General features: G+C 64.8%; 20 protein-coding genes and 1 pseudogene. 11 read left to right on the plus strand and 10 right to left on the minus strand.

Features of this window, described 5'->3' with window-relative positions; genetic code table 11:
* Positions 1–8 precede the first annotated feature (8 nt).
* Together CK224_RS11785 and CK224_RS11790 are read left to right on the plus strand one after the other, a co-directional pair.
* Positions 9–1,052, plus strand: coding sequence for a tartrate dehydrogenase (locus CK224_RS11785; RefSeq protein ID WP_095781982.1), 1,044 nt, complete (start codon positions 9–11; stop codon positions 1,050–1,052).
* Positions 1,053–1,070: 18 nt separating this feature from the next.
* Positions 1,071–2,528: an NAD-dependent succinate-semialdehyde dehydrogenase gene (locus CK224_RS11790; RefSeq protein ID WP_095781870.1), complete on the plus strand. Its 1,458-nt coding sequence runs from the start codon at positions 1,071–1,073 to the stop codon at positions 2,526–2,528.
* Positions 2,529–2,541: 13 nt separating this feature from the next.
* Here the strand turns inward: CK224_RS11790 and CK224_RS11795 are convergent, their stop codons facing one another.
* Entirely contained in the window at positions 2,542–3,816 is a 1,275-nt protein-coding gene (locus tag CK224_RS11795; protein WP_095781983.1) for an FAD-binding oxidoreductase, read from the minus strand.
* Between the two features lie 16 nt (positions 3,817–3,832).
* Positions 3,833–4,501 (minus strand): haloacid dehalogenase type II, encoded by a 669-nt coding sequence (locus tag CK224_RS11800; RefSeq protein ID WP_095781871.1) that lies wholly within the window; start codon positions 4,499–4,501, stop codon positions 3,833–3,835.
* A 321-nt stretch (positions 4,502–4,822) separates the two neighbouring features.
* On the opposite strand from CK224_RS11800, the gene CK224_RS11805 reads away from it, so the two are divergent.
* The 7 genes and pseudogenes from CK224_RS11805 (at position 4,823) to CK224_RS11835 (ending at position 13,222) form a co-directional block, all read left to right on the plus strand.
* Positions 4,823–5,662 (plus strand): GNAT family N-acetyltransferase, encoded by an 840-nt coding sequence (locus CK224_RS11805; protein ID WP_095781872.1) that lies wholly within the window; start codon positions 4,823–4,825, stop codon positions 5,660–5,662.
* Positions 5,663–5,676: 14 nt separating this feature from the next.
* Positions 5,677–7,050 (plus strand): annotated as a pseudogene (locus CK224_RS11810) (aspartate aminotransferase family protein).
* A 238-nt stretch (positions 7,051–7,288) separates the two neighbouring features.
* Positions 7,289–8,011: an HAD-IA family hydrolase gene (locus CK224_RS11815; protein WP_095781873.1), complete on the plus strand. Its 723-nt coding sequence runs from the start codon at positions 7,289–7,291 to the stop codon at positions 8,009–8,011.
* 63 nt (positions 8,012–8,074) lie between these two features.
* Entirely contained in the window at positions 8,075–9,685 is a 1,611-nt protein-coding gene (locus tag CK224_RS11820) for an ABC transporter substrate-binding protein (protein WP_095776349.1), read from the plus strand.
* A gap of 86 nt (positions 9,686–9,771) precedes the next feature.
* Complete coding sequence (locus CK224_RS11825; protein WP_066989177.1) at positions 9,772–10,722, plus strand: ABC transporter permease; 951 nt, start codon at positions 9,772–9,774, stop codon at positions 10,720–10,722.
* Positions 10,719–11,570, plus strand: a complete 852-nt coding sequence (locus CK224_RS11830; RefSeq protein WP_095781874.1) for an ABC transporter permease — start codon at positions 10,719–10,721, stop codon at positions 11,568–11,570. The genes CK224_RS11825 and CK224_RS11830 overlap by 4 nt, the downstream gene beginning before the upstream one ends.
* Positions 11,567–13,222, plus strand: coding sequence for an ABC transporter ATP-binding protein (locus CK224_RS11835; RefSeq protein ID WP_095781875.1), 1,656 nt, complete (start codon positions 11,567–11,569; stop codon positions 13,220–13,222). The genes CK224_RS11830 and CK224_RS11835 overlap by 4 nt, the downstream gene beginning before the upstream one ends.
* Before the next feature lie 28 nt (positions 13,223–13,250).
* Here CK224_RS11835 and CK224_RS32495 read toward each other — a convergent pair whose 3' ends face one another.
* Together CK224_RS32495 and CK224_RS32500 are read right to left on the minus strand one after the other, a co-directional pair.
* The gene (locus CK224_RS32495; RefSeq protein ID WP_348628382.1) at positions 13,251–14,057 is read right to left on the minus strand and encodes a hypothetical protein; all 807 of its coding nucleotides are present in this window, start codon (positions 14,055–14,057) and stop codon (positions 13,251–13,253) included.
* Complete coding sequence (locus CK224_RS32500) at positions 14,054–15,304, minus strand: hypothetical protein (RefSeq protein WP_348628383.1); 1,251 nt, start codon at positions 15,302–15,304, stop codon at positions 14,054–14,056. The genes CK224_RS32495 and CK224_RS32500 overlap by 4 nt, the downstream gene beginning before the upstream one ends.
* Before the next feature lie 230 nt (positions 15,305–15,534).
* Between CK224_RS32500 and CK224_RS11845 the strand changes: the two genes are divergently transcribed.
* A complete protein-coding gene (locus CK224_RS11845) occupies positions 15,535–16,338 on the plus strand; it encodes a LysR substrate-binding domain-containing protein (protein ID WP_245425905.1) in 804 nt (267 codons plus the stop codon).
* Positions 16,339–16,388: 50 nt separating this feature from the next.
* Here the strand turns inward: CK224_RS11845 and CK224_RS11850 are convergent, their stop codons facing one another.
* Positions 16,389–16,865, minus strand: coding sequence for an Lrp/AsnC family transcriptional regulator (locus tag CK224_RS11850; protein ID WP_066989429.1), 477 nt, complete (start codon positions 16,863–16,865; stop codon positions 16,389–16,391).
* A gap of 225 nt (positions 16,866–17,090) precedes the next feature.
* Here CK224_RS11850 and CK224_RS11855 point away from each other — a divergent pair, with 225 nt between their 5' ends.
* Entirely contained in the window at positions 17,091–18,416 is a 1,326-nt protein-coding gene (locus CK224_RS11855; protein WP_095781876.1) for an FAD-binding oxidoreductase, read from the plus strand.
* 53 nt (positions 18,417–18,469) lie between these two features.
* Here CK224_RS11855 and CK224_RS11860 read toward each other — a convergent pair whose 3' ends face one another.
* From CK224_RS11860 to CK224_RS11880, 5 genes are all read right to left on the minus strand, one after another.
* Complete coding sequence (locus tag CK224_RS11860) at positions 18,470–19,837, minus strand: FAD/NAD(P)-binding oxidoreductase (protein WP_095781877.1); 1,368 nt, start codon at positions 19,835–19,837, stop codon at positions 18,470–18,472.
* On the minus strand, positions 19,834–20,136 hold the full coding sequence (locus CK224_RS11865; RefSeq protein WP_095781878.1) for a (2Fe-2S)-binding protein: 303 nt from the start codon (positions 20,134–20,136) through the stop codon (positions 19,834–19,836). Before CK224_RS11865 ends, CK224_RS11860 begins: the two co-directional genes overlap by 4 nt.
* Positions 20,133–22,118: a hydantoinase B/oxoprolinase family protein gene (locus CK224_RS11870; protein WP_095781879.1), complete on the minus strand. Its 1,986-nt coding sequence runs from the start codon at positions 22,116–22,118 to the stop codon at positions 20,133–20,135. Before CK224_RS11870 ends, CK224_RS11865 begins: the two co-directional genes overlap by 4 nt.
* Before the next feature lie 4 nt (positions 22,119–22,122).
* Positions 22,123–24,201 (minus strand): hydantoinase/oxoprolinase family protein, encoded by a 2,079-nt coding sequence (locus tag CK224_RS11875; protein WP_095781880.1) that lies wholly within the window; start codon positions 24,199–24,201, stop codon positions 22,123–22,125.
* Between the two features lie 87 nt (positions 24,202–24,288).
* Positions 24,289–25,194, minus strand: coding sequence for a LysR family transcriptional regulator (locus CK224_RS11880; RefSeq protein ID WP_095781881.1), 906 nt, complete (start codon positions 25,192–25,194; stop codon positions 24,289–24,291).
* Between the last annotated feature and the right edge of the window lie 8 nt (positions 25,195–25,202).

Genomic DNA, 25,202 nt, shown 5'->3' on the forward strand with positions numbered 1-25,202 from the left:
AGATGCCGATGAAAACCCACTCGATCGCCCTGATCCCCGGTGATGGCATCGGTCGCGATGTGACCGCCGCCGCCTGGACGGTGCTGGAAACCGTGGCCAAGCACTCCGGCTTTGCCCTGACTGGGACCGAGTTTCCATGGTCCTGTCGTTACTTCAAGGAAACCGGCCGCATGATGTCCGAGGACGGCATCGAGACATTGCGCCGCTTCGACGCCATCCTGCTCGGGGCCGTCGGCTGGCCGACGCAGGTGCCTGATTCCGTTTCTCTCCACGGGCTGCTGCTGCCGATCCGCAAGGCATTCGTGCAATACGCCAATGTCCGGCCGCACCGGCTGCTGCCGGGTGTGAGGGGGCCGCTGCGGGCCGAGAGCTTCGATATTCTGTGCATCCGCGAAAATACCGAAGGCGAATATTCCGGCGCCGGCGGGCGTGTGCATCAAGGCACGCTGGACGAGGTCGCGGTGGAAACCTCGATCTTCACCCGGGCCGGGGTCGAGCGCATCCTGCGCTTCGGCTTCGAGCAGGCACGGGCGCGGCGTGGCAGGCTGGCTTCCGTCACCAAGTCCAACGCGCAGAAATATTCAATGGTGTTCTGGGACGAGATCACGCGCAAGCTGGCCGCCGACTATCCGGACGTCGACGTGACCAGCTATCACGTCGACGCGCTCGCTGCGCGCATGATCATGGATCCGCAGAGCCTCGACGTGGTCGTCGCTTCCAATCTCTTCGGCGACATACTGACGGATATCGGCGCGGCGATCCAGGGCGGGCTCGGCTACGCGGCTTCCGCCAACATCAACCCCGACCGCTCGGCGCCGTCCATGTTCGAGCCGGTGCACGGCTCCGCGCCCGACATCGCCCACCTCGGCATCGCCAACCCGATCGCCGCCATATGGTCGGGCGCAATGATGCTCGATCATCTGGGCGAAAAGGACGCAGCCGGCCGCGTCATGAACGCGATCGAAGCGACAACGGCGCGAGGGGTGGGAACCACGGCCGGCAAAGATCGCACGGACGCCATCACATCCGCCGTTGTCGCGGCGCTCACCTGATTTGCGAGGTCGTTTTCGATGAAAAGCCTGAAAGACAAAACTCTCTTCCGCGAGGCCGGCCTGATCGGCGGCAGATGGGTCGCGGCAGGTTCCGGCAGAACGGTCGATGTGATCGATCCGGCAACACAGATATCGATCGGCACAGTGCCCGACATGGCCGGCCCGGAGGCCCGCGCGGCCATAGAGGCCGCGGCTTCCGCCTATCGGGATTGGAAAAAGAAGACCCACGCCGAACGCGCCGCCCTGCTGGAGGCCTGGCATGGTCTGATGCTTAAGCATCTGGACGATCTCGCACTGATCCTGACCACGGAACAGGGCAAGCCGCTGGACGAGGCCAAAGGCGAGATCCGCTACGGCGCATCCTTCGTCAAATGGTTCGCCGAGGAGGCGCGCCGGATCAATGGCCACACCATCCCCTCGCCTACATCAGACCGCCGCATCATCGTCCTGAAGGAACCCGTCGGCGTGTGCGGCATCATCACGCCTTGGAACTTTCCCAATGCGATGATCACCCGCAAGGTCGCGCCGGCGCTGGCCGCCGGCTGCACTGTGGTGATCAAGCCGTCCGAGTTCACGCCCTATTCGGCGTTGGCGCTCGGCGTGCTGGCCGAACGCGCGGGTATTCCCGCCGGCGTCATCAACATCGTCACCGGCATGCCGGCCGAGATCGGCAACGAGATCATGGCGAATGAGACCGTGCGCAAGATCTCCTTCACCGGTTCGACCAGGGTCGGCTCGCTGCTGATGCGCGGAGCGGCCGACAGCGTGAAAAGGCTCAGCCTCGAGCTCGGCGGCAACGCGCCCTTCATCGTCTTCGACGACGCCGACCTCGATCTCGCGGTCGAGGGGGCGCTGGCGTCGAAGTTCCGCAATGGCGGCCAGACCTGCGTGTGCGCCAACCGCATTCTCGTCCAGGCCGGAGTTTATGACGCCTTCTCCGCCAAGCTCAGCGCCCGCGTCAATGCGTTGACGGTGGGACCGGGCACGCAGCCCGGCGTCGCCATCGGGCCGATGATCAACATGGCGGCGGTCGAGAAAATCAATCGGCACGTCGAGGATGCGCTTGCCAACGGCGCGACGATCGTCACCGAGAAGCCGGTGCTGCCGGAGGGTCCTCAATATGTCGCGCCGCTGGTGCTGGCCGGTGCGACAAACGAAATGGAACTCGCCAGCGAGGAGACTTTCGGTCCGGTCGCACCGCTTTTCCGTTTCGAGACGGAAGAGGAAGCGGTCGCGCTTGCCAACGGCACACCTTACGGGCTTGCCTCCTACTTTTACACCGAGAACCTGAAGCGCGCCTGGCGCGTCGGCGAGGCGCTGGAGTTCGGCATGGTGGGTCTGAACACCGGCTCGGTTTCGATGGAGATAGCCCCCTTCGGCGGCGTCAAGCAGTCCGGCCTCGGGCGCGAGGGCGCGCAGGCCGGCATCGAGGAATATCTGGAACTGAAGAGCTTCCACATGGGCGGGTTGGGTTAAACCCCAGCCCCGATCACTGGATCCGGTCGAGCGCCTTGTAGTAGAGACCGACCATCGGCAGGAACCAGGGCTTGCCGGAATAGCCGGGAATGGCAGGCCACTCGAGCCCCTTCATCGGATTGCGGTCCGCACGACCAAGCATGGCATCGGCCATGATCATGCCGAGATGGGTGGAAAGCTGCGCGCCGTGGCCGGAATAGCCCATCGCGTACCAGACCCCGTCATGGTAGCCGGCCCGCGGGAAGCGGTCCTTGGTCATGTCGACCAGCCCGCCCCAGCAATAGTCGATCTCGACCCTGGCGAGCTGCGGGAAGATCGCCGCGAGGCTCGCCCGCAATATCTGTCCGCTCCTGGCATCGGAGCGCTGGTCCGATGTCGCCGAAAAGCGTGCGCGGCCGCCGAAGATCAGGCGCTTGTCCGGCGCAAGCCGGAAGTAGTTGCCGATGTTCATCGAGGTCACGCATGTCCGGTTGCCGGGCATGGTCGCGGCGATCTCGGCGTCGCTCAGCGGTCGCGTGGCGATGATGAAGCTGCCGACGGAAATGATCCTGCGGCGAAAATAGCCGAAATTCGGCGTGGTGTAGGCGCCGGTCGCCACCAGCACATTGTCGGCGCTGATGCGGCCGCGGGAGGTGGTCAGCTGATGGCGCGTGCCCGACTGCCTATGATCCGTCACCGCCGCATTCTCGTGGATGACGGCGCCATGGCGAACCGCGGCTGTCGCCAGCCCGGCCACGTAGCGGCCCATATGCATCATGGCGCTCTTCTTCGACAGCATCGCGCCATGGAAGGGCGAGCCGATCTCGGATTTGAGATCGTTCGGCGACAGCAGCGCCGTGTCCGGATCGACCTCGGCATGGACGGCCTCGAAGTTACGGGCGATCGCTTCGAAATGCTGCGGCTTGGAGGCGAGCTTCAGCTTGCCGGCGCGGCGGAAGTTGCAGTCGATACCCTCCTCGGCGACTAGCGCCTCGATGGTGTCGACGGAATCGTCCAGTGCCCGGTAGAGCCCGATCGCGCGCTCCTTGCCGAGCTCCGCCTTGGCCGAAAGGTAGCTGTGGGCAAGGCCGTTGTTCAGGTGCCCGCCATTGCGTCCCGACGCACCCCAGCCGACCCGCTCCGCTTCCAGCACAGCCACCTTGGCGCCGGCCTTCGCCAGTTGGCGGGCTGCGGCGAGGCCGGTGAAGCCGCCGCCGATGATGGCGGCGTCGTAGTGTCCCTCGACCGGGCCTTGCGCCCCGCCGGAAAAAACAGGGGCGGTGTCGTGCCAGTAGGAGACCAGCTTCATTTGCATCCCGTGAGTTTCAAAGCCCGACCACGCCCGGAAGACCGGAAATGTCGGCGATCTCGACATAGCCGTAATAAGGGTTGGCCGGCTCGTGGCCGCGATTGACCCAGACCTTGTTCTTGATCCCGAGATCATGCGCCGACATCAGGTCGTAGCGGAACGAGGACGAGCAGTGAAGAACGTCCTCCGGACCACAGCCCAGCCTATCGAACATATATTCGAAAGCCTTGAAGCGTGGCTTGTAGGCCTGCGCCTGTTCGGCCGTGTAGACGGCATGGAATGGCGCGCCGAGCTTCTCGACATTGGACATGATCTGCGCGTTCATGGCGTTGGAGAGGATGACCAGCGGAATCTCCTTGGCAACCTTCGCCAGCCCGGCTGGAACGTCCGCGTGGGGCCCCCAGGTCGGGACACGCTCATAGACCATCGTCGCGTCGTCCGGGCTGAAGGCGACGCCGTTGCGCTTGCAGGCGCGCTCGAGCGCGTTGTGGACGACGTCGGTATAGGGCTTCCAGTCGCCCAGGATCTCGTCGAGCCGGTAAGCCGCGAAGTTCTTGATGAACGCCTGCATGCGCGGCTCGTCGAGCCGGCTCCCATAGAGGTCACGCGCCGCCTCGGCCATCTGGAAATTGGTCAACGTGCCGTAGCAGTCGAAGGTGATGTATTTGGGCCTGAAAGAAGCCATATCCGTCGATCTCCGGTGGAAGCACATCCGTGTTGGGACGTCTTTCATCATAAGCCGGCAGGAAGCGACCCACCTGACCGAAAAGCGCCTGCCGAAAGCAGAAAGTTCCGTATCCGCGGTTCCGTTTGGCACGCTGTAGCATCTTGAGCGTCGAAGGATGCCGCTGGTCGAGGCGATAAAACGCATCCAGTTCCATAGGGGCCAGCACAAGATGCGGCGCACCCCCTCAGCAACGGCGAATGATACCGCGGAAGTTGAAACCTTCAGACGATCTGCGGCGCACCGATGATCGAGACTTGGGGTCAGACTGAAAGGTGCATCATGCAGCAAGGCGAGATCGAACTCCAGGACTTCGGGCCGGATCATATCGAGGGTGCAGTCGCGCTATCTCGGCAGGAGAATTGGCCGCATCGCCCGCAGGATTGGCAGATGGCGCTGCAGCTTTCGAGCGGCGCGGTTGCGCTCGACGACCAGGGCCGGGTCGCCGGGACAATCCTGGTAACGCCTTACGGCGCCGATTGCGCCATGATCAACATGGTGATCGTCGACAGGAACGCGCGAGGCAAAGGGCTCGGGCGCCGGCTCATGGAAAGGGCCATCGCCCTTGCCGGCGACAGTCCGCTGCGGCTCGTCGCCACGACTGACGGCATGCCCCTTTATGAGAAGCTTGGCTTCGTGCCTTCGGGCACGATTCTTCAGCATCAGGGCCAGGTGGCAGCGCTTGAGGCTTCCGACGGTGTGGAAGCCGCGGGCACGCACGATCTGCCGGAAATCAAGGCCCTGGACCGCGATGCCTACGGCGCCGACCGAGAAGCTTTGATCGATGCGCTCGCCGAGCGGGGTGAATTCGCAGTCATCCGCCGCAGTGGCGTCATCGCGGCCTATGCCGCAATCCGCCCGTTCGGACGCGGCGAGGTGATCGGCCCCGTCATTGCGGAAAATGCCGACGACGCCAAGACCCTGATCAGCTTCTTCGCCGCGTCTCGCCCTGGCGCTTTCCTGCGCGTGGATACCGAAAGCAGAACCGGCATCGCCGGCTGGCTCGGAGAAATCGGCCTAGCCCATGTCGGTGGCGGCGTCGCTATGGACCGTCCGGCCAAGAATGGGGCCGAACAGGCCAGGCCAAAAGTTTACGCCCTCGCCAACCAGGCGCTCGGATAGTCCGGAGGACAACAATGCTCGCCAATTCCCTGATCGAACTCGACCGCGCCCATCTCATCCATCCGGTCGCTTCATATCGCGGCCATGAGGCGCTCGGCGTGCGGGTGCTGAAATCGGCGAAGGGCGCTACCGTGACCGATGCGTCCGGCCGGCAACTTCTCGACGGCTTCGCCGGACTGTGGTGCGTCAATGCCGGCTATGGTCACGACAGCATCGTCGAGGCGGCGGCCCGGCAGATGCGCGAGTTGCCCTACGCCACCGCCTATTTCGATCTCGGCTCGGAGCCCGCCATACGGCTCGCCTCGGAGCTGGCCGACCGGGCGCCGGGGGATCTCAATCACGTCTATTTCACGCTGGGGGGATCGGACGCGGTCGACAGCACGATCCGGTTCGTCCGCTACTACTGGAATGCCAGAGGCGAGCCTGAACGCGACCAGTTCATTTCCATTGAGCAGGGTTATCACGGATCGTCGGTGGTCGGCGCGGGCCTGACCGCCCTGCCCGCCTTTCATGCCGGTTTCGGCATTCCGTTCGAGTGGCAGCACAAGATCCCCTCGCCCTATCCCTATCGCAATCCGGTTGGCGATGACCCGAACGCAATCATCGCGGCGTCGCTCGCCGCGCTGAAGGCGAAGATCGAGGAGATCGGGCCGGAGCGGATCGCCGCCTTCTACGCCGAGCCGATCCAGGGCTCGGGTGGCGTTATCGTCCCGCCGAAGGGCTGGATCAAGGCGATGCGCGAGCTCTGCCGTGAATACGGCATCCTCTTCATCGCCGACGAGGTGATCACCGGTTTCGGCCGCACCGGCCCCCTGTTTGCCTGCACGGAGGAGGATATCGTTCCCGACTTCATGACTACCGCGAAGGGCCTGACCTCCGGCTATGTGCCAATGGGCGCTGTCTTCATGGCCGATCATGTCTAAAACGTCATCGCCGATGGCGCAGGCGCCTCGGCCGTCGGCCACGGCTACACCTATTCCGCCCATCCGGTCAGCGCCGCCGTCGCGCTCGCGGTGCTGAAGCTCTATGAGGAAGGCCTTCTGGAGAACGGCGCCAGGGCCGGCGCGCGCTTGATGGCGGGCTTGTCTGCCTTGAGCGATCACCCACTGGTCGGCGATGTGCGGGGTCGCGGCATGCTCGCCGCCATCGAGTTGGTGGTCGACAAAAAGAAGAAAACGCCGCTTCCAGCCTCGGCCATGCCGGCGCGGCGCGTCTTCGACAGGGCGTGGGACAATGGCCTGATCATCCGCGCCTTCGCGAATGGGGTTCTCGGCTATGCTCCGCCGCTCTGCTGCACCGACGGCGACATCGATGCGATCATCGAGCGCACGCGCCGGACGCTGGACCAGACGCTGGACGACGCCGATGTCCGCCGGGCGCTTGCATGAAGGGCAACGCATTTTTCGCATCTCGAAATATCGCCGCGGCAGACGATTTCGCAATTTTGTGCCGCTACCTCGCGCCTTTTCGGCGAATCCAGCGCGGGGGAAGTGCCAGACTGCTTTTTAAGACAAGGCCAGAAAGCCCGGATTTCCGGGCTTTTGAAAAAGGCCGACGCCCCGGACAGCACGGAATTTTGTTCTGTTCAGCATGAGTAATTCGGCCGCGCGCAGAGGAGAGCCAGTCTTGGCCAGGGGCTTTAGCGAATTCAAATACATGACCTTCGATGTGGTCGGCACGCTGATCGACTTCGAAGGCGGCATAACGACCTGCCTGGCCGGGATCGCTGCGGAGGCCGGTGTCTCAATCGACGGCGAAGAAGCGCTGGCCCTTTACCGGCAGGCCCGCTACATGCCCGATGCGAATCTGTTCCCCGACGATCTCGCACGTGTCTACATGGTCATCGCACCGCGGCTCGGCCTGCCGGCCGAGGAGAAATACGGCGCCCGCCTGCGGGACTCGGCCAGCGTCTGGCAGGGCTTCTCCGATAGCAGGGCGGCGCTGGCCGACCTTGCGACGTCTCATAAGCTGATTGCCATGACCAATGCCCGGCGCTGGGCTCTCGACCATTTCGAGAAGCAGCTCGGATCGCCCTTTTTTGCCACCTTCACTGCCGACGATACCGGCACGGAAAAACCGGATCCCGCCTTTTTCCAGAAGGTCTTCGATTTCGTGGCGTCGCGCGGCGACAGCAAGGACGACATCCTGCACGTCGCGCAAAGCCAGCATCACGACATCGGCATATCCCGAGCGCTCGGCATGACCAACTGCTGGATCGAGCGCCGTCATGCCCAGAAGGGCTATGGCGGCACGATCGAGCCCGAGCGCTTCACCGTGCCGGACTACCACTTCACCTCGATGGCCGCGTTTGCGGCGGCCGTGCGGGAGAGCATGAAAGAACGAACCTGAACCCAAGCTCGGAAAAGCCGCAGCAAGACGCGCGTCCTGACCAACCAACGAAAGGGGAATGACATGACCGACAAGATCACCAACTGGACCGGAGCAGACGATGCGATGGTCGAAAACGCCATCCGGCGAGGCGCGAGCCGCCGCGAACTCCTCAAAATGCTGCTGGCGGGCGGCGCCGCGGTTGCCGCGGGCGGCGTTGTGCTTGGCCGTGCCACGCAGGCCGTCGCCGCCACGCCGGTCTCCGGCGGAAATTTCAAGGCGGCCGGCTGGTCGTCATCGACGGCCGACACGCTCGATCCGGCAAAGGCATCGCTCTCCACGGACTATGTCCGCTGCTGCTCGCTCTATAACCGTCTGACCTTCCTCGACAAGGATGGCAAGACGCAGATGGAACTGGCCGAAAGCATCGACAGCAAGGACGCAAAGACCTGGACGGTGAAGCTGCGCAAGGGCGTCACCTTCCACGACGGCAAGGACCTGACGGCTGACGACGTCGTCTTTTCGCTCAAGCGCCATCTCGACAAGTCGGTCGGCTCCAAGGTCGCCAAGATCGCCGCACAGATGACCGGCTTCAAGGCGGTCGACAAATCGACGGTCGAAATCACCCTCGCCGATCCGAATGCCGACCTTCCGACCATCCTGGCGCTGCACCACTTCATGATCGTGGCCGACGGCACCACCGACTTCTCCAAGGGCAACGGCACAGGCGCCTTCGTGCTGCAGACGTTCGAACCTGGCGTCCGTTCGGTCGTCACCAAGAACAAGAACTACTGGAAGTCGGGCAAGCCCTATCTCGACTCCTTCGAATTCATCGCCATCAGCGACGACAGCGCCCGGGTCAACGCCTTGCTTTCCGGCGATATCAATTTTGCTGCCGCGATCAATCCGCGCGCAATGAAGCTGCTGCAGAGCCAGCAGGGCTTCGAACTGTCGAAGACGACCTCGGGCAACTATACGGACCTCAACATCCGGCTCGACATGGATCCGGGCAGCAAGGCCGATTTCGTGACCGGCATGAAATACCTCGTCAACCGCGAGCAGATCGTGAAATCGGCATTGCGCGGCCTCGGCGAAATCGGCAATGACCAGCCCGTCTCGCCGGCTAACATCTTCCACAATGCGGACCTCAAGCCGAAGGCTTTCGACCCGGACAAGGCGAAGTTCCACTTCAAGAAGGCGGGCCTGCTCGGCCAGTCCATTCCGGTGGTCGCCTCGGACGCCGCGACCTCGTCGATCGACATGGCGGTCATCATCCAGGCCGCCGGCGCGGAAATCGGCATGAAGCTCGACGTTCAGCGGGTCCCGTCCGACGGCTACTGGGACAATTACTGGCTCAAGGCGCCTGTCCATTTCGGCAACATCAATCCGCGCCCGACGCCGGACATCCTGTTCTCGCTGCTTTACGCCTCCAACGCGCCCTGGAACGAAAGCCAGTACAAGTCCGAGAAGTTCGACAAGCTGCTCGTCGAGGCGCGCGGCCTCCTCGACCAGGCCAAGCGCAAGGAGATCTACGGGCAGATGCAGACCATGATCTCCGAGGAAGCAGGCACCATCATCCCGGCCTACATCTCCAACGTCGATGCCCTCTCCAGCAAGGTGAAGGGTTTGGAGGCGAACCCGCTTGGTGGCATGATGGGGTACGCAATGGCGGAATACCTCTGGCTCGAAGCCTAAGAGGCGCCTGTAGGGGACCGGTCAGCCGGTCCCCTGCACTGCATTGCGCAAGATTGTTTGGCCGAACGCAACCGCAGGGAGCTTCCATGAAGTCTGGGGTTCTAAACCTCGTGCTGAAGCGGCTGGCGATCGCGATCGTCACCCTTCTGATCGTCCTGTTCGCCGTGTTCTTCGCCACCAGCATGCTGCCGGGCGACACGGCGTCGATCCTGCTTGGCCAGGCGGCGACGCCCGAGGCGGTCGCCGGCCTGCGCGAGGCCATGCATCTCAACGATCCGGCGATCCTGCGCTTCCTGCGTTGGCTTGTCGGTCTGCTCCACGGCGATCTCGGTACCTCCTACGCCAACGAAATGCCGGTCGCGGCCCTGATCGGCGGGCGCTTCGTCAACACCATGAAGCTCGCCGGCATCACCACGCTGATCTCGGTGCCGCTGGCGCTGACGCTCGGCATCACCGCCGCGATGCTACGAGGCTCCGTCTATGACCGCACCGTCACCGTGCTTTCGATCGGCGTGATCTCGGTGCCGGAATTCATGGTCGCGACCCTCGCCGTCCTGCTCTTTGCCGTTTATCTGAAATGGCTGCCGGCGTTGTCTTCGGTCAACGAGGCGCACTCGCTTGCCGACCTCGTGCGCATCTATTCGATGCCGGTGATCACCCTCACCTTCGTCATCTCGGCCCAAATGATCCGCATGACGCGCGCCGCGGTGATCGAAACGCTCTCAACGCCTTATGTCGAGATGGCGCTTCTCAAAGGCGCCTCTCGCAGCCGCATGGTGCTCAAGCACGCCCTTCCGAACGCGCTTGGGCCGATCGTCAACGCGGTCGCGCTCTCGTTGTCCTATCTGGTCGGCGGCGTCATCATCGTCGAGACGATCTTCAATTATCCCGGCATCGCCAAGCTGATGGTCGATGCGGTCGCGACCCGCGACCTGCCGCTGATCCAGAGCTGCGCGATGATCTTCTGCCTTGGCTATCTCCTGCTCATCACGGCCGCCGACATCGTCGCCATCATGTCCAACCCGAGGCTCAGATGACAGTGGCGCGCGCGGCATCCTCCCGACGGTCCTTCCTGGGCCACAGCTACAACCTCGTGGGCGTCGTGGCCTCGCTGGTCATTCTGGCATGGACGCTGGTCGCGATTTTCGCGCCCTACATCATTCCCCATCCGATCGGCGACATCGTCGACGACGATTATTTCGGCCCGATGCGCCAGGGGCTGTGGCTCGGCTCGGACTATCTGGGGCGTGACATGCTCTCCAGGGTTCTCATGGGCGCACGCTACACCGTCGGCATATCGCTTGCCGCCGTCTCGATCGCCTGCTTTTCGGGGGTCGTTCTGGGGATGATCGCGGCCGTCACCGGCGGCTGGTTCGATACCTGCCTCAGCCGCTTCCTCGACGCCATGAACTCCATCCCCAGCAAGCTGTTCGGCCTTGTTGTCGTCGCCGCGGTCGGCTCATCGATCCCGGTGCTGATCCTGACGCTCGCCGTCATCTACATCCCGGGCGCCTACCGCTTCGCGCGGGCGCTTGCCGTCAACATCAACACCATGGATTTCATAACCGTCGCCCGCGTCCGCGGCGAGAGCACTATCTATCTCATCGGCTCCGAGATCCTGCCGAACATCATCCGGCCGGTGCTTGCCGATTTCGGCCTGCGCTTCGTCTTCATCGTGCTGTTGCTCTCCGGCCTGTCCTTCCTCGGGCTCGGTCTGCAGCCGCCTTTAGCCGACTGGGGCGCGCTGGTGCGCGAGAACATCGGCGGCCTGCCCTTCGCGGCCCCGGCCGTCATCGTGCCGTCGCTGGCGATCGCCAGCCTGACCATTAGCGTCAACCTCTTAATCGACAACCTGCCGCAGAAGATCAGGGACCGGGACGCATGACCAATCTCGTCGAGGTCAGAAACCTTCGGATCGAGGCAAAGACCGACGCCGGACGTCTGGTCGAAATCATCAAGGGCGTCAGCCTCGACATCGCCGATGGCGAGATCGTCGCCCTGATCGGCGAGAGCGGCTCCGGCAAGACGACGGTGGCGCTCTCGCTCATGGGCTATGCGCGGCCCGGCTGCCGGATTACCGGCGGCGAGATCAATGTCAACGGCAAGAACATGGCTGCGCTTACCGAGCGGGGACGCGCCAGGTTGCGCGGCACCGACATCGCCTATGTTCCGCAAAGTGCCGCCGCCGCCTTCAACCCCTCGTCGACCATTATGGAGCAGGTGATCGAAGTCACGCGCATCCACGGCCTGATGCCACCCGAGCAGGCGCGAAAGCGCGCGGTCGAGCTGTTCCGGGCCTTGTCGCTGCCTGATCCGGACGGGATCGGCGCCCGTTATCCGCACCAGGTTTCAGGCGGGCAATTGCAGCGACTGGCGGCCGCCATGGCGCTGATCGGCGATCCCAAACTGGTCATTTTCGACGAACCGACGACCGCACTCGACGTGACGACCCAGATCGACGTGCTCAAAGCATTCAAGTCGGTGATGAAGGCGGGCGGCATAGCGGGTGTCTACGTTTCCCACGACCTCGCGGTCGTCGCCCAGATCGCAGATCGCATCGTGGTGCTGAAGGGCGGCGAGGTGCAGGAGACCGGCACGACGGCCGGAATCCTTTCGGCTGCCCAGCATCCCTATACACGGGAATTGCTGGCCGCTTTCGAGCCGAAGTCGAGGCAGATACGGGCCGATGAAGATTCCGGACCAAAACCGCTGCTTCGCATCGACAATCTGACAGCCGGATACGGCCCGGTGAAACGTGACGGGCAGCCGGTTATCCGCGCGGTCGATTCCGTCAGCCTGATCGTGGAGAAGGGCCGCAATCTCGGTGTCATCGGCGAGTCCGGTTGCGGAAAATCGACGCTGGCGCGCGCCATCGCGGGCATTCATCCGGCGGCGACCGGCGATATCGTCTTCGACGGCAAGGCACTGGAGCGCGCCGCCCGGAAACGCACTCGCGACCAACTGCGCGAGATGCAGATCGTGTTCCAGTATGCCGATACCGCGCTCAATCCCGCCAAGCCCATTGAGGACATCATCTCGCGACCGCTGGCCTTCTATCACGGGCTCGACAGGCAGGCGCGCTCGAAGCGTGTCGACGAGTTGCTCGACATGGTGCGCCTGCCGAGGTCGCTGCGCTACCGTCATCCCTCGGAGCTCTCGGGCGGCCAGAAGCAGCGCGTGAACTTCGCGCGCGCGCTGGCGGCCGGTCCGAAGCTCATCATCTGCGACGAAATCACCTCAGCGCTCGACACGGTTGTAGCGTCCGCCGTGATCGAGCTGCTCAAGGAGCTGCAGCGCGAGCTGGGGCTCTCCTATATCTTCATCAGCCACGACCTCTCCGTCGTCGAGGCCATCTGCGACGAGATCATGGTCATGTACAATGGTGAGCGGGTGGAGCAGATCACGCCCGACAAGGTCAAGTCGCCCACGCACCCCTATTCCAAACTTCTGTTTTCCTCCGTGCCGAAGCTCGATCCGACCTGGCTCGACGGCCTCGTCCGCGACCCCGAGCTCGTCACTCAGTACGGCCACCGCTGACCAAACTGACCGGAGGGGATTCGCCGGACTACAGTTGCGAGCAGAGCCGGTAGGCCTCATAGATTGACGAGTAGATGTCCCTGCTGGCGACCGCGTCTCCAATGCGGTGCAGGACGAAGGATCCTGGAGCTTGGAGCCCTTGCACCCCCTTTGTCGCCACTCCCGTCATGAGCGCGATGTCGGTCACGCCCTTATTGGCGGAGCGGGCACGCAATTCCTGGTAGGTATCTTCCACAGGTGCCGTGCCGCGCTCGACAATGAGTTGGGCCGCGGTCATTTCCGTTTCTGCACCGGTGAGCTCATGCCGGAACCGGGCGGCGATGCCGTTGCCGTGGCGCGCTGCCTTGATGAGCCGCAGATCGCCGACGACCCGGATGCCGAGTTCGGACGCGAGTTTGCGGAAACTGACCCGGTCCGGATAGGGTGTCTCGATCGCCAGGGTGTCGTCCGCCATGGCCACGCTGACCGCATGTCCCAGGCGGGCAAGATGCAGGGCACAGGATATGGCGGCCTGACGCCCGGTCTCATCGTAGATGAGCACATCGGCCTTCGCGGGCACGACCCCGGTCAAGATATCCCAGACGCTGTCGCAATGTTCGGCGCCCTCCAGCCACTCCATGTCGGGGATGCCGCCTGTGGCGACGATAACGGCATCCGGTTTCTCGGCAAGCACTCCATCTGCGTCCGCATAGGTGTTGAAACGGACATCCACGCCAAGGCGCGCGAGTTCGTCGATGCGCCAGTCGACTATACTGATCAGATCCTTGCGGTCGGACGCCGAGGCCGCAACGAGCACCTGCCCGCCGAGCCGGGCCCCGGCTTCCAGCAAGGTCACGCTGTGCCCGCGCTCGGAAGCGACCCGGCCGCCTCCATCCCCCCCGGACCACCGCCGACGACGACCACTCGTTTCGGCGTTTCGGTCCGGTCAATGATGTGGCTGACGGTCGTTTCATGGCCGCTGGCGGGGTTGTGAATGCAATGGACCTTCTTGTACAGGCAGTAGGACGCGCCGACGCACGGGCGGATGCGGTCTTCTTCGCCCCGCATCACCTTGTTGACGATATGCGGGTCGGCAATATGCGCTCGCGTCATGCCGACCAGATCGACAAGATTTGCGCGGATCGCGTGCCGCGCCGTGGCTACGTCCCTGATGGCGGCGGCATGGATGACCGGCAGCCTGGTTTCCCGTTTGAACTGCCCAACCAACGGCAGAAACGGCGCGCTCCTGATAAACATGCCGGGCATATTCTGCTCGGCCAGCGACAAGTCGGTGTCCATGCGGCCGAAGATGCAGTTGAAGAAATCGACATGGCCTTCGCGCTCGAACAGCCGGGCGAAGGCAAGGCATTCCTCGAAATCCGATCCGTCGTCGACCGCCTCGTCGATCACGAAGCGGATGCCGACGGCGAAGTCGTCGCCCACCGCGCGGCGGATCGCTTCGTGAACCATCAGCCCGAAGCGCGCGCGGTTTTCCAGCGAGCCGCCGAAAGCGTCCGTGCGCCTGTTGGTTCTGCGCGACAGGAATTGGCCAATCAGATGGCCGCCGGTGACGGTCTCGACGCCGTCCAGACCGCCGTCAACGCAGCGCCTGGCGGCACTGGCGTAATCCTTGACGATCCTGTCGATATCCGCGGCGTCCATTTCCTTGGGGAAATTCCGGTTTCGCGTCTCGCGGACGCGTGACGGCGCAACTGGCGGCAGCCAGTGACCGGCATAGGCAGTAGCGCGCCGGCCGAGATGCGAGGCCTGACACATGACCGTCGCGCCGTGGCGATGAATTCGCTGCGACAGCGATTGGAGATGAGGGATGATGCGATCGCTGGAAAGATCCAGCTGACCGCCGCCCCAGCTCGAATCGGGCGACGTCATCGCCGAGCCGCCGACCATGGTCATCGCCAGGCCGCCGCGCGCTTTCTCTTCATGATAGCGCTGATAGCGCTCGAGCGGCAGGCCGCCCTCGTCCAGCATCGAGGCATGGCTGGTGCTGACGACGCGATTGCGCAGCGTCAGACCCTTGAGCCGAAACGGCTGAAGCAGTGGATCGCCGGATGTGCTCCCCGCTTGGAATGCCGCTGCCGGCACATGCTGCTCCGAACCATTCATGAGGGTTATAGTTCGTGATTTGCAGGACTGCAGAAAGCTTGAAAATTGTTGGGGCGGCTATACGCTTGGCGTATGGCCGGTTTCGCTAAACTCGTCCCGTCCGCACGCGGACTCCTCGTTTTCGAGGCCGCTCTCCGTTCAGGAAGTTTCACCGCCGCGGCGCGCGAGTTCAACGTCACGCAACGTCGATCAGCCGCGGCATCGCTCAGTTGGAGGCCGATCTCGGCGTGGCTCTGTTCACGCGCGGTCCAACAGGATTGTCCCCGACCTCGGAGGGGCGCGCCCTCTATTCGGCTGTACGGCAAGGATTTGACGGCATCGAGGAGGCGATCGGCACGATCAAGCGGAACAGTGCCGCAAAGCCGGTGGTTACCCTTTCGCTCTCGAGCTCTCTCGCTACGCACTGGTTCGTTCCGAGGTTAACGGCGTTCAACACGCGATTTCCCGACGTGGACCTGAGGTTCGAACTCATCGCCGGCGTTCTGCGAGGACCCGCCGAGAATGTCGACCTTGCCACCAGAATCCTGGCCGACGACGACACCCACTATCACCGCTGGGCCTTCTCGCCGGAAATCATCGTTCCGGTGTGCAGCCCATCCTATCTGTCGCACCACGGCCGCTTGAACCATGACTCGGACGGCGAAGGTCATATCCTGCTTCATCTCACCGACGCCAAGGAGCAGTGGCTGGATGCCTGGGGCAGCGTAGCCCGCCGCAAGACCAGCAGGGCAAAGTGGCTCGAATTCTCGGACTACGCAGTCGTGCTTCAGGCCGCGATGAACGGAGAAGGCGTGGCGCTCGGCTGGCTCAGCAATGTCTCAAGGGCACTGCTTCAGGCAACGCTCGTTCCGGCCTCGGACAGGCAGATCAACACCGGACGGATCCATGAATTGATTGCACCTCGCTCACGGCCGGTGCGGCCGATCGTCTGCGATATCCGCGCCTGGATGATCGCCGAGATGCAAGCCGAGTTGAAAGCGTTGCACCCACTATTGCAGCCCGGCGTCCTGTAGCCCGGACCGCAGCAGACAGACTGCAGCGCCCGGCACAGCCTACCCGCTGACTACATCGGAAACAGGCTGGGCAGCGGCATGTGCGATTTGACGATCGGCGACTTCAGCACCACGAAGCTGAAATACTTGTCGATGCCGATATCCATATCGGTCAGCCGCTCCATGATCGTCTGGTACTCGCCAATCCCGGCGGTCACGAATTTCATCAGATAGTCGTAACCGCCCGACACGAGGTGGCATTCGATGACCTGATCGATCTTCTCGACGACGGCGAGAAAGCGGGCGAAGTCCACCTGGCGGTGGTTCTTCAGGGTGATTTCGGTGAACACGGTCAGTGTCTGGCCGAGCTTGCCGATGTTCACCTGCGCGGAATAGCCTTCGATATAGCCTTCCGACTGGAGCTTCTTGACCCGCATCAGGCACGGGCTCGGCGACAGGTGCACCAGTTCGGCCAGCTCCACATTGGTGATGCGGCCGTTCTTCTGCAATTCATGCAGAATCTTGATGTCGATCCGATCCAGTTTCACGTCCATCTCCGAAGAACGCAAGCCACAGCACAAAATGCCGCCACTTCTCTAGCCGTGACACTACCATAGCCCGCAGGCCTGTCCATCCGATGGACCCTGCTCTGACACGCAGGGACTCTCGATTTCATTGCGCCCTACGGAATAAAATTCTGCCTGAAGCATAACTGCGGCAGCGGCTGCCTGCGCAACGCGCTAGATTCGAGCCTCAAAGGCAGAGAGAGGACCATGCGCGCGCCGCTGCAACAGATCGAGACATCCGACGAACTGCCGCAATCCGCGGATGCGGTGGTGATCGGCGGCGGCATTGTCGGCGTCTTCGCGGCCTACTACCTGGCTAGGCGCGGCTTGAAGGTCGCGCTTGTCGAAAAAGGACGCATCGGCGCCGAGCAGTCCAGCAGGAACTGGGGATGGTGCCGCCAACAGAACCGCGACGCCCGCGAGCTGCCGATGGCGACGCGCAGCCTCGATCTCTGGGAGCGCTTTGCGGCCGAAAGCGGCCAGGACACCGGCTTTCGCCGCTGCGGCCTGCTCTATCTCAGCAATGACGAGGCGGAGCTGGCTGGCTGGGCGCGCTGGCGTGACTTCGCCAGAACGGCGGGCGTCACCACGCACATGCTCGACAGCGCCGAGGCCAGCGAGCGGGGCCGCGCCACCGGCCGGACCTGGAAAGGCGGCGTGTTCTCGCCGACCGACGGCACCGCCGATCCGTCGCAAGCCGCGCCAGCGGTCGCCCGCGCCATCCTCCAGCTTGGCGGCACGGTGCATCAGAATTGCGCCGCGCGCGGTATCGAGACCGAGGGCGGTCGCCTGTGCGGCGTGGTCACGGAAAGCGGTACGATCCGCACGAAGGCGGCGGTTTTGGCCGGTGGCGCCTGGGCGTCCTCCTTTTGCCGTCAGTTCGGCTTCCGCTTCCCGCAGGCCTCGATCCGCTCCTCCATCCTGTCGGTCTCGCCCGGGTCGGAGGGCCTGCCGGATGCGCTGCACACGGCAAAGATCTCGGCGACGCGGCGCGGTGACGGCGGCTACACGCTCGCCATAAGCGGCCGCGGACGCGTCGACGTGACGCCGCAGCAGCTGCGCTTCGCTTCGCAGTTCGTCCCCATGTTCCTGAAGCGCTGGCGCAGCCTCGCGCCCGGCGGGTTGCAGGGGGTGCGCTCAGGCCACGAAACGCTTCAACGCTGGCGGCTCGACCGGCCGACGCCTATGGAGCGGATGCGCATCCTCGATCCGGTGCCGGATCAGGCGACCATCCGCCTGACCCACGCCCGCGCGCTCGAGCTGCTGCCGGCCCTCAGGCAGACCAGGATCAGCGCGGCCTGGGCGGGCTACATCGACAGCACGCCGGACGGCGTGCCCGCCATCGGCGAGATCCACGCCGTTCCAGGCTTCTTCCTGGCTGCCGGATTTTCGGGTCATGGCTTCGGCATCGGACCCGGTGCCGGGCACCTCGTCGCCGATCTTGTCACCGGGTTGGAGCCGATCGTCGATCCGAAATCCTACGATCCGCGGCGTTTCGATACTTCGGCGTGGGGCAAGGTCGCCGACTTCTAGTTTCAAACTCGACATTCCGACATTGCTTGGCAGGTGAACCCTCCGGAACTGCATCAGCCTTCTCGAAGAAAGGCGCCGCTCGGGGCCGGCCGGACGGGGGCCTGCCCGCGAAACCGGCCGACATCCTCTGGCCTACAGCCGGCTTGCGCTGCGACGAGTTCGACGGCTGCCAACTGGCAATAGCGCCCCTGGCAGCGCCCCATGCCGACGCGCGAGAGCGATTTCACCCTGTTGGCCTCGCCGCCGCCGAGAGTCGTGCCCTCGCGCACGGCCCCGGCAGTGACGTTCTCGCAGCGGCAGACGATCGTATCGTCGGGAAGCGCCCTCACCATCGCGCCCGGCCAAGGAAAGGCCTGGGCCAGACCACGGGCAAAGCGCTCGAGCCGTGCGAGCCTGCGCAGGTCGGCGCCGACGGAGGGCACCGGGCGTCCAAGGTCGGCAAGGCACGCCGCCGCAGCAACGCGTCCTGCGATCTCCGCGCCGTCCGCCCCTAGGAGACGGGCCCCATCACCGGCCAGGTAGATGCCATTGCGGGCTCGCCCCATCTCGTCGGCCTTCGGCAGCCATTGCCGCCACAGCTCGTCATAGGTGAAGGCGCAGCCCGCAAGGTCAGTCAGATGCGTCTCCGCCCGCAGGTGCCAGCCGATCCCGATCATGTCGCATGGGGTGACGCGCTCCCGGCCGCCGGCGTCGCGCCAGCGCATCCCGGTGACACCCTGTCCGTCGGCATCGATTCGCTCAGGCGTCACGCCAGCGTGGTAGCGGCGACCAAGCCGCGCCCGCAGGGTTAGCCCAGGCAACGCCACGATTGGTCGGGCGGCAAGTCCCCAGAACCCGCGCATCTGCTGGCGCCAGGAGGAGGTGTCGAGCACCGCCGCCACATCCGCTCCGGCCTTGAGGAGTTGCGTGCCGACCAGCGTCAGCAAAGGGCCCGACCCGATCAGCACGATGCGCCGTCCGAGCGCGACGCCCTGCGCCTTGAGCGCGATCTGCGCCGCGCCAAGGCTGAAGACGCCGGCGTTCTGCCAGCCAGGGATCGGGGCGACGCGGTCTGAAGCGCCGGTGGCGAGGATCAGGCGGTCGTAGAAGACGACCTCCGCGCCGCCCTCCCCCAGCACATGCAGCCGCCCCTCATGCACGGCGATGACGGAGCTGCGCGCGCAATAAGTGAGCCGCCCTTCATCGGCCATCCGGTCGAAGAGCAAATGCAGTGCGAGCGCCTTGTCCGCCTCAGAGCCGTACAGCTGCTGCGGAGTTCGGACGAACCCGGCGGGCGGGCGGCGATAGATCTGCCCACCCGCGCGGTGCCCTTCATCGATCACCACCGGATGGAGCCCGGCCTCGACCAGTGTCGCCGCGGCCCTTATGCCGGCGGGGCCCGCACCTACGATCACGATGCGCGGCGATGACGGCTCGCTCACGGCCAGTTCTCAGGGGGCGTCGTTCGCAGCCGCATGCCTTCGACGACAAGAGTTGTGCACGCACGCAGGCGGGGTCCCTCGTCTTGCCACACCCAGCAGTCCTGGCAGGCTCCCATCAGACAGAACCCCGCGCGCGGCTCGGGACCGAACTCGGAACTCCGCAGCGCATGTCCTGAAGCCAGCATTGCCGTCAGCACGGTGTCGCCGTCCAGCGCGTTGCGCATCTCACCGTCGAGAAGGAATTGCACCTCCTCGCGATCGCGCTCGGCCAGCCGGACAATGCGGCCGGCGGTCATCATTCCGCCGCCTCTCGTACCGGCCCCTGACGAGGCAGTTCGGGAAAGCGTTCGCAGACCGCCTCGAAGGCCGCTTGGACGCCCTCCGGCCCGGAGCGACCTTTCATGCGGCGAAAAATCTCCGTCTTGGCGAAGAACCGCCAGTGGATCGGCAAGGCGTCCAGCAGAGCGTGGAGCCGGTCATAGGCGGCCGGCGTCCACTGCGCTTCGTAGCTGTCGCGCTCCGGCCCGAAATGGAAATGGCCCCCGGACGGCTTGTGCCTCGCGCGCAGCCGCTCCGTCGCGTGCTCGTCGACTTCGCCGCCGCGGATAACGACCCCGTAGTCGCTTTCGGCTGCGGCCGGCGAGAGATAGCCGCGCCGCACATCCTCAGCGACCCGCCAGGGCTCGCGCTGAAACGGGTCGCCGCGTCCGCCGCCGCCGGCGGAGCGGATCTCGAGCACGTCGCCCGGCTGCAGCACCGCCGTGTCGACGTTGCCCAGCCGCCGCTCGCGGTCGGTGCCCGGATTGACGACCATGTCCGACAAGCCGGCCGCCTTGCCGCCCAGCACGCCCCAGGGACGGAAGAAGCTGCGGTCGCGATTGCGCGCCGTAATCCGGGAGTCGGGGGCAAAGACACGAAAAGCCATCTCGGTCGCCAGCCCGCCGCGCCAGCGGCCCGCACCGCCGCTGTCCTGGGCGAGCCCATATTTCACGAATTCGACCGGCGTCTCGGTCTCGGTGATCTCGATCGGCGTGTTCTTGAGATACGCGGCATCGGCGCCCGATCCATTGGTGCCATCGCGACGCGGCATCGCGCCGCCGCCGCCCACCACGGGGTTGACCGCCGCGATGACGCTCCGGCTGGTGCGCTCATCGATGGTCATGACGTTGACGATGCAGTTGTTGCCGGCCGGCGCCGCCGGCAAGCGCTCCGGCAGCACTTGCGAGAAGGCCCCGAAGATGACCGAGCGCAGCCGGGCGCAGGTGAGCGAGCGCATGCCGACGGCGGCGGGATGGACGGGGTTCAGCACCGAACCTTGCGGCGTGATGCAGGTGAACGGCCGGGTGAGGCCCGTGTTGAGCAGGATTTTCGGGTTGAGCGTGTAGAGCACGTAATACACCCCGACCAAGAGCATCGTGTGGCGCGGGTCGCCGCCCGAAGGCACGTTGAGCGAGGAGCCGAGCTGCGGATCGGAGCCGGTGAAGTCGAGCACGGCCTCATCGCCTTTGATCGTCAGCGTCAGCTTCAGCCGGCAGGGATTGGCCTCGACCGAATCCTCATCGGCATAGTCGGCGAATTGCCAGGTGCCGTCGGGCATGGCGCGCAGCACGGCCCGCGCCTGCGCCTCGGCATGGTCGAGAAGAGCTGCAACGCCTTCGACGAAGCCGGCCTTGCCGAACTTTTTCACCATCGCCTGGATCTTGCGCTCGCCGGTGTTGAGCGCGCCGACCAGCGCCTTGATGTCGCCGATGTTGAGGTCCGGCTTGAGCACATTGGTGCTCATGATCCTGAGGATCGTCTCGTCGAAGACGCCTTCCCTCACCAGCTTCATCGGCGGAAAGCGGACGCCTTCCTGATGGATTTCGGTGAGCGCGCGGCTGAGCGAAGCCGGCACAGCCCCGCCCATGTCGGTGTTGTGGATGTGCCCTCCCGTCCAGGCGACGATCTCGCCGTCGACGAAGACCGGCTTCCACAAATGCGTATCGGGCGCGTGCGTGGCGACGTGGCCGGAATAGGGATCGTTGGTGAAGGCGACGTCTCCCGGCCGGTAGTCGTTCACCATGGCGATCGCACGGTGATAGGAAAGCCCCGGATACCACGTGGCGCCGAGTTCCATCGGGACGGCGAAGGTCGCTCCCGAGCGATCCATCAGCATCACCGTAAAATCCTGCGTCTCCTTGACGAAGGCGGAGTGCGCGGTGCGGTGCAGCGTGTGGGCCATGTTCTCGGCCGCCGCGCGGGCATGGTTAGCCAGAACCTGAAGATTTGTGCGGTCGAACAAGGCGTCACTCCGCGAAAGTCAGAACGAGATTAAGGTGGCGATCGACCCGCGCCTGCGTTCCGGCGGGGAGAGCGAAGGTGGTATCTTCCTGGACCACCACCGCGGGCCCGTGAAACGCGCTGCCCGGCACCAGGGTCTGGCGGTCATGGACGTCGATGGTCTCGACGGTCAGACCGGTGTAGACCGGCACCCGGCGCGCCGGATGGGTCGGGACGTCGATCTCCTCGGTCTCGGGGAAGGAGAGCGCCGGACCTGCGCCTATCGCGGACAGCCGTACATTCACAAGCTCGATCGCGCCGTTCGGATCGTGGAAGTCGTAGAGCTGCTCATGGGTGCGGTGAAATGCCTGCTCGATCGCGGCCGCGTCGCCGTCCGCCAGCCATTGGGGCGAAAGGACGACCTCGATCTCATAGCTCTGGCCGAAGTAGCGCATGTCGCAGGAGAGTGTGAGTTGCGCGGCCGCATGGTGCCCCTGCGCCGCAAGCCAGTCGCGGCCCTCCTGCGCAAGCGCCTCAAAGGCCTCGCGGAGTCCGGGAAGCGACGCGCCGGTAAGCGGGCTGAAGATGGTGCGGATGAAGTCCCCGCGCAGATCTGCCACCAGCCCACCCAGCGCCGATACCACACCGGGGCGGCGGGGCGCCATGACGCGTTTGATGCCGAGCTCGCGGGCCAGGAAGGCACCAAGCATCGGGCCGCCGCCGCCGAATGGCATCAGCGTGAAATCGCGCAGATCGACGCCGGCGCGCGAGGCGAGCTTCTCGACCTCGACGAACATTTCCGACACCGCGATGTCGAGGATCGCCTGCGCGGTCTGCTCGACCGGACGGCCGAGCCGCATCGCAAGTTCGCCGACCGCGCGATGCGCCAGTTGGGTCTCGATGCTGAGCTGGCCATAGGCCATCTCGCTATGGCCGAGCCATCCGCACACCACCATGGCGTCGGTCACCGTCGCCCGCTCGCCGCCACGGCCGTAGCATGCGGGTCCCGGCGTCGAACCGGCCGATTCCGGCCCGACCCGCAGCACTCCTTGCGCGTCGACGCTGGCGATCGAGCCGCCGCCGACACCGATCGAGCTCACCGACACGGAAGGGATATGGAGCGGAAATTCGCCGATCAGCTCGCCGGTGCCGAACTGCGGCTCGCCGTTTATGATGAGCGCGAAATCGGCCGAGGTTCCGCCGATGTCGAGGGTGAGAACCTTATCCTCGCCGGCCTGACGCGCCAGCCACGAGGCGCCGATGACGCCCGAGGCCGTTCCCGACAGCAGCATGTTCACGCAGGCGCGCTTGCCTTCGGCGGCGTTCATCAGCCCGCCGTTCGACTTCGTCAGCATCGGCCGGGCCGGCACGCCGCGATGCTTCAGCCGCTCTTCCAGCGCGGTCAGATAGCCGGAGACGCGCGGATGGACATAGCCATTGAGAATGGCGGTCGAGCTGCGCTCGTATTCGCGGATGACCGGCCACACCTCGGCGGAGGTGAAGACGAAGAGGTCGGGCGCCAGGCGCGCGATCGCCGCCTTTACCGAGGTTTCCTGCGCGGCGTTGCGCCAGGAATGAAGGAAAGACACGACGATCCCCTGCGCCCCGTTCGATTTCGCGGCCGCGATCGCGCTCTCCACCGCCGCCGTGTCGGGCGCCTGGGATTCATTGCCATCGGCGCGCATGCGGGCCGGAATGCCGAACACCATGTCGCGCGAGATCAGCGGATCCGGCCGCGCGCAGAACAGCGAGTACATGTCCGGCATGCGAAGCCGCGCGAGTTCGATCACGTCCTCGAAGCCGGCGTTGGTGAACAGCGCCAGCGGCGCGCCCTTGCGCTGGATGATCGTGTTGATGCCGACGGTCGTGCCATGCACGAAGCGCGTCATATGGGTCGGGTCGAAGCCTTCGCGTTCGGCCAGCAAGGTGAGCCCCGTCATCAGCTCGGCACCCGGATCTTCCGGCGTCGTCAGCACCTTCAGCGAAGCGACGCGTCCGGAGCTTGCTTCGAGCGCGCAGAAATCGATGAATGTCCCGCCGATATCGACGCCGACCTTCCAGTCGGCCTTCTTCAGCGCCTCATCCGTCGCAGTGGCTCCATCCATGATGCGTCCCTTTCCGTCTGCTCGGAAACTCGCACGAGCGGACAGTCACGGTCCAAGATGGATGATGGGCAAGAATATAAGTCGTACTTATACCTTGACGCTATGCTCGCCGACAACGGCGGAGCAGGCCGTGCGGATGTCATCGCGCATCGTTTCGTCGGCCCTCGAAAGGGCTCGTGCGCGGGACGTGAGCAGCGCGATCGGGAATTCCGGGCCGCCCGCCAGCGGCCTGACAGCGAGGCCGGAAAACTGGTGCCACGGCAGCAGCGCGTCGACGAGAGCCACGCCCAGACCGGCCTGGACGAAGCCGACGGCAGAAATCGAAACGTCGATCTCCAGCGACGGTGAAAGCGCCACGCCTTGCGCGCGGGCCGCGTGGACCAGCTCGTCGGCGGGACGCGTGTTGCCGCGATAGGATATCAGTTGCTGCCCGACGAGATCGGCGAGCGTCAGCTCGGGCTTATTCTGCAGCGCGTGTCCGCGCGGCAGCAGGCAGGCGAAGCCGACGCTGCCGATCACCTCGGCCTCGATATCGGGAGGCAGGCGGTCATCCATGGCCACGCCGAGGCTGGCATCGCCGGCGCGCAGCATGTCTACAATCGCGGCGATCGGCGCGCTATGGGAACGCAGCAGCATGTCGGGATGCTGCGCCCGAAATGCGGTGAAGGCGCGCGGCAATATCGCCATGGCCGGCGGCGGCGAGGCGGCGACCCGCACCAGTCCGGTCCGACCGAGACGCAGATCGGTGGTCTTGCGGCGCAGGCCGTCGAGCCCCGCCGACAGCCTCTCGGCATCGGGAAAGATCTCGAGCGCCTCAGGGGTCGGCCGCAGCCTGCCCTTGACCCGCTCGAACAGCGTGAAGCCGAGCTCGTCCTCAGTGTGGAGCAGTATCTGGCTGAGCGCGGGCTGGGAGATGTTCAGCATTCGCGCCGCGGCGGTCACGGTGCCCGCGCGCATGACGGCGATGAACACTTCGAGCTGCCGGGCCCGCATTCCTACTC

The sequence above is a fragment of the Mesorhizobium sp. WSM3862 genome, from assembly GCF_002294985.1.
Classification (GTDB): domain Bacteria; phylum Pseudomonadota; class Alphaproteobacteria; order Rhizobiales; family Rhizobiaceae; genus Mesorhizobium.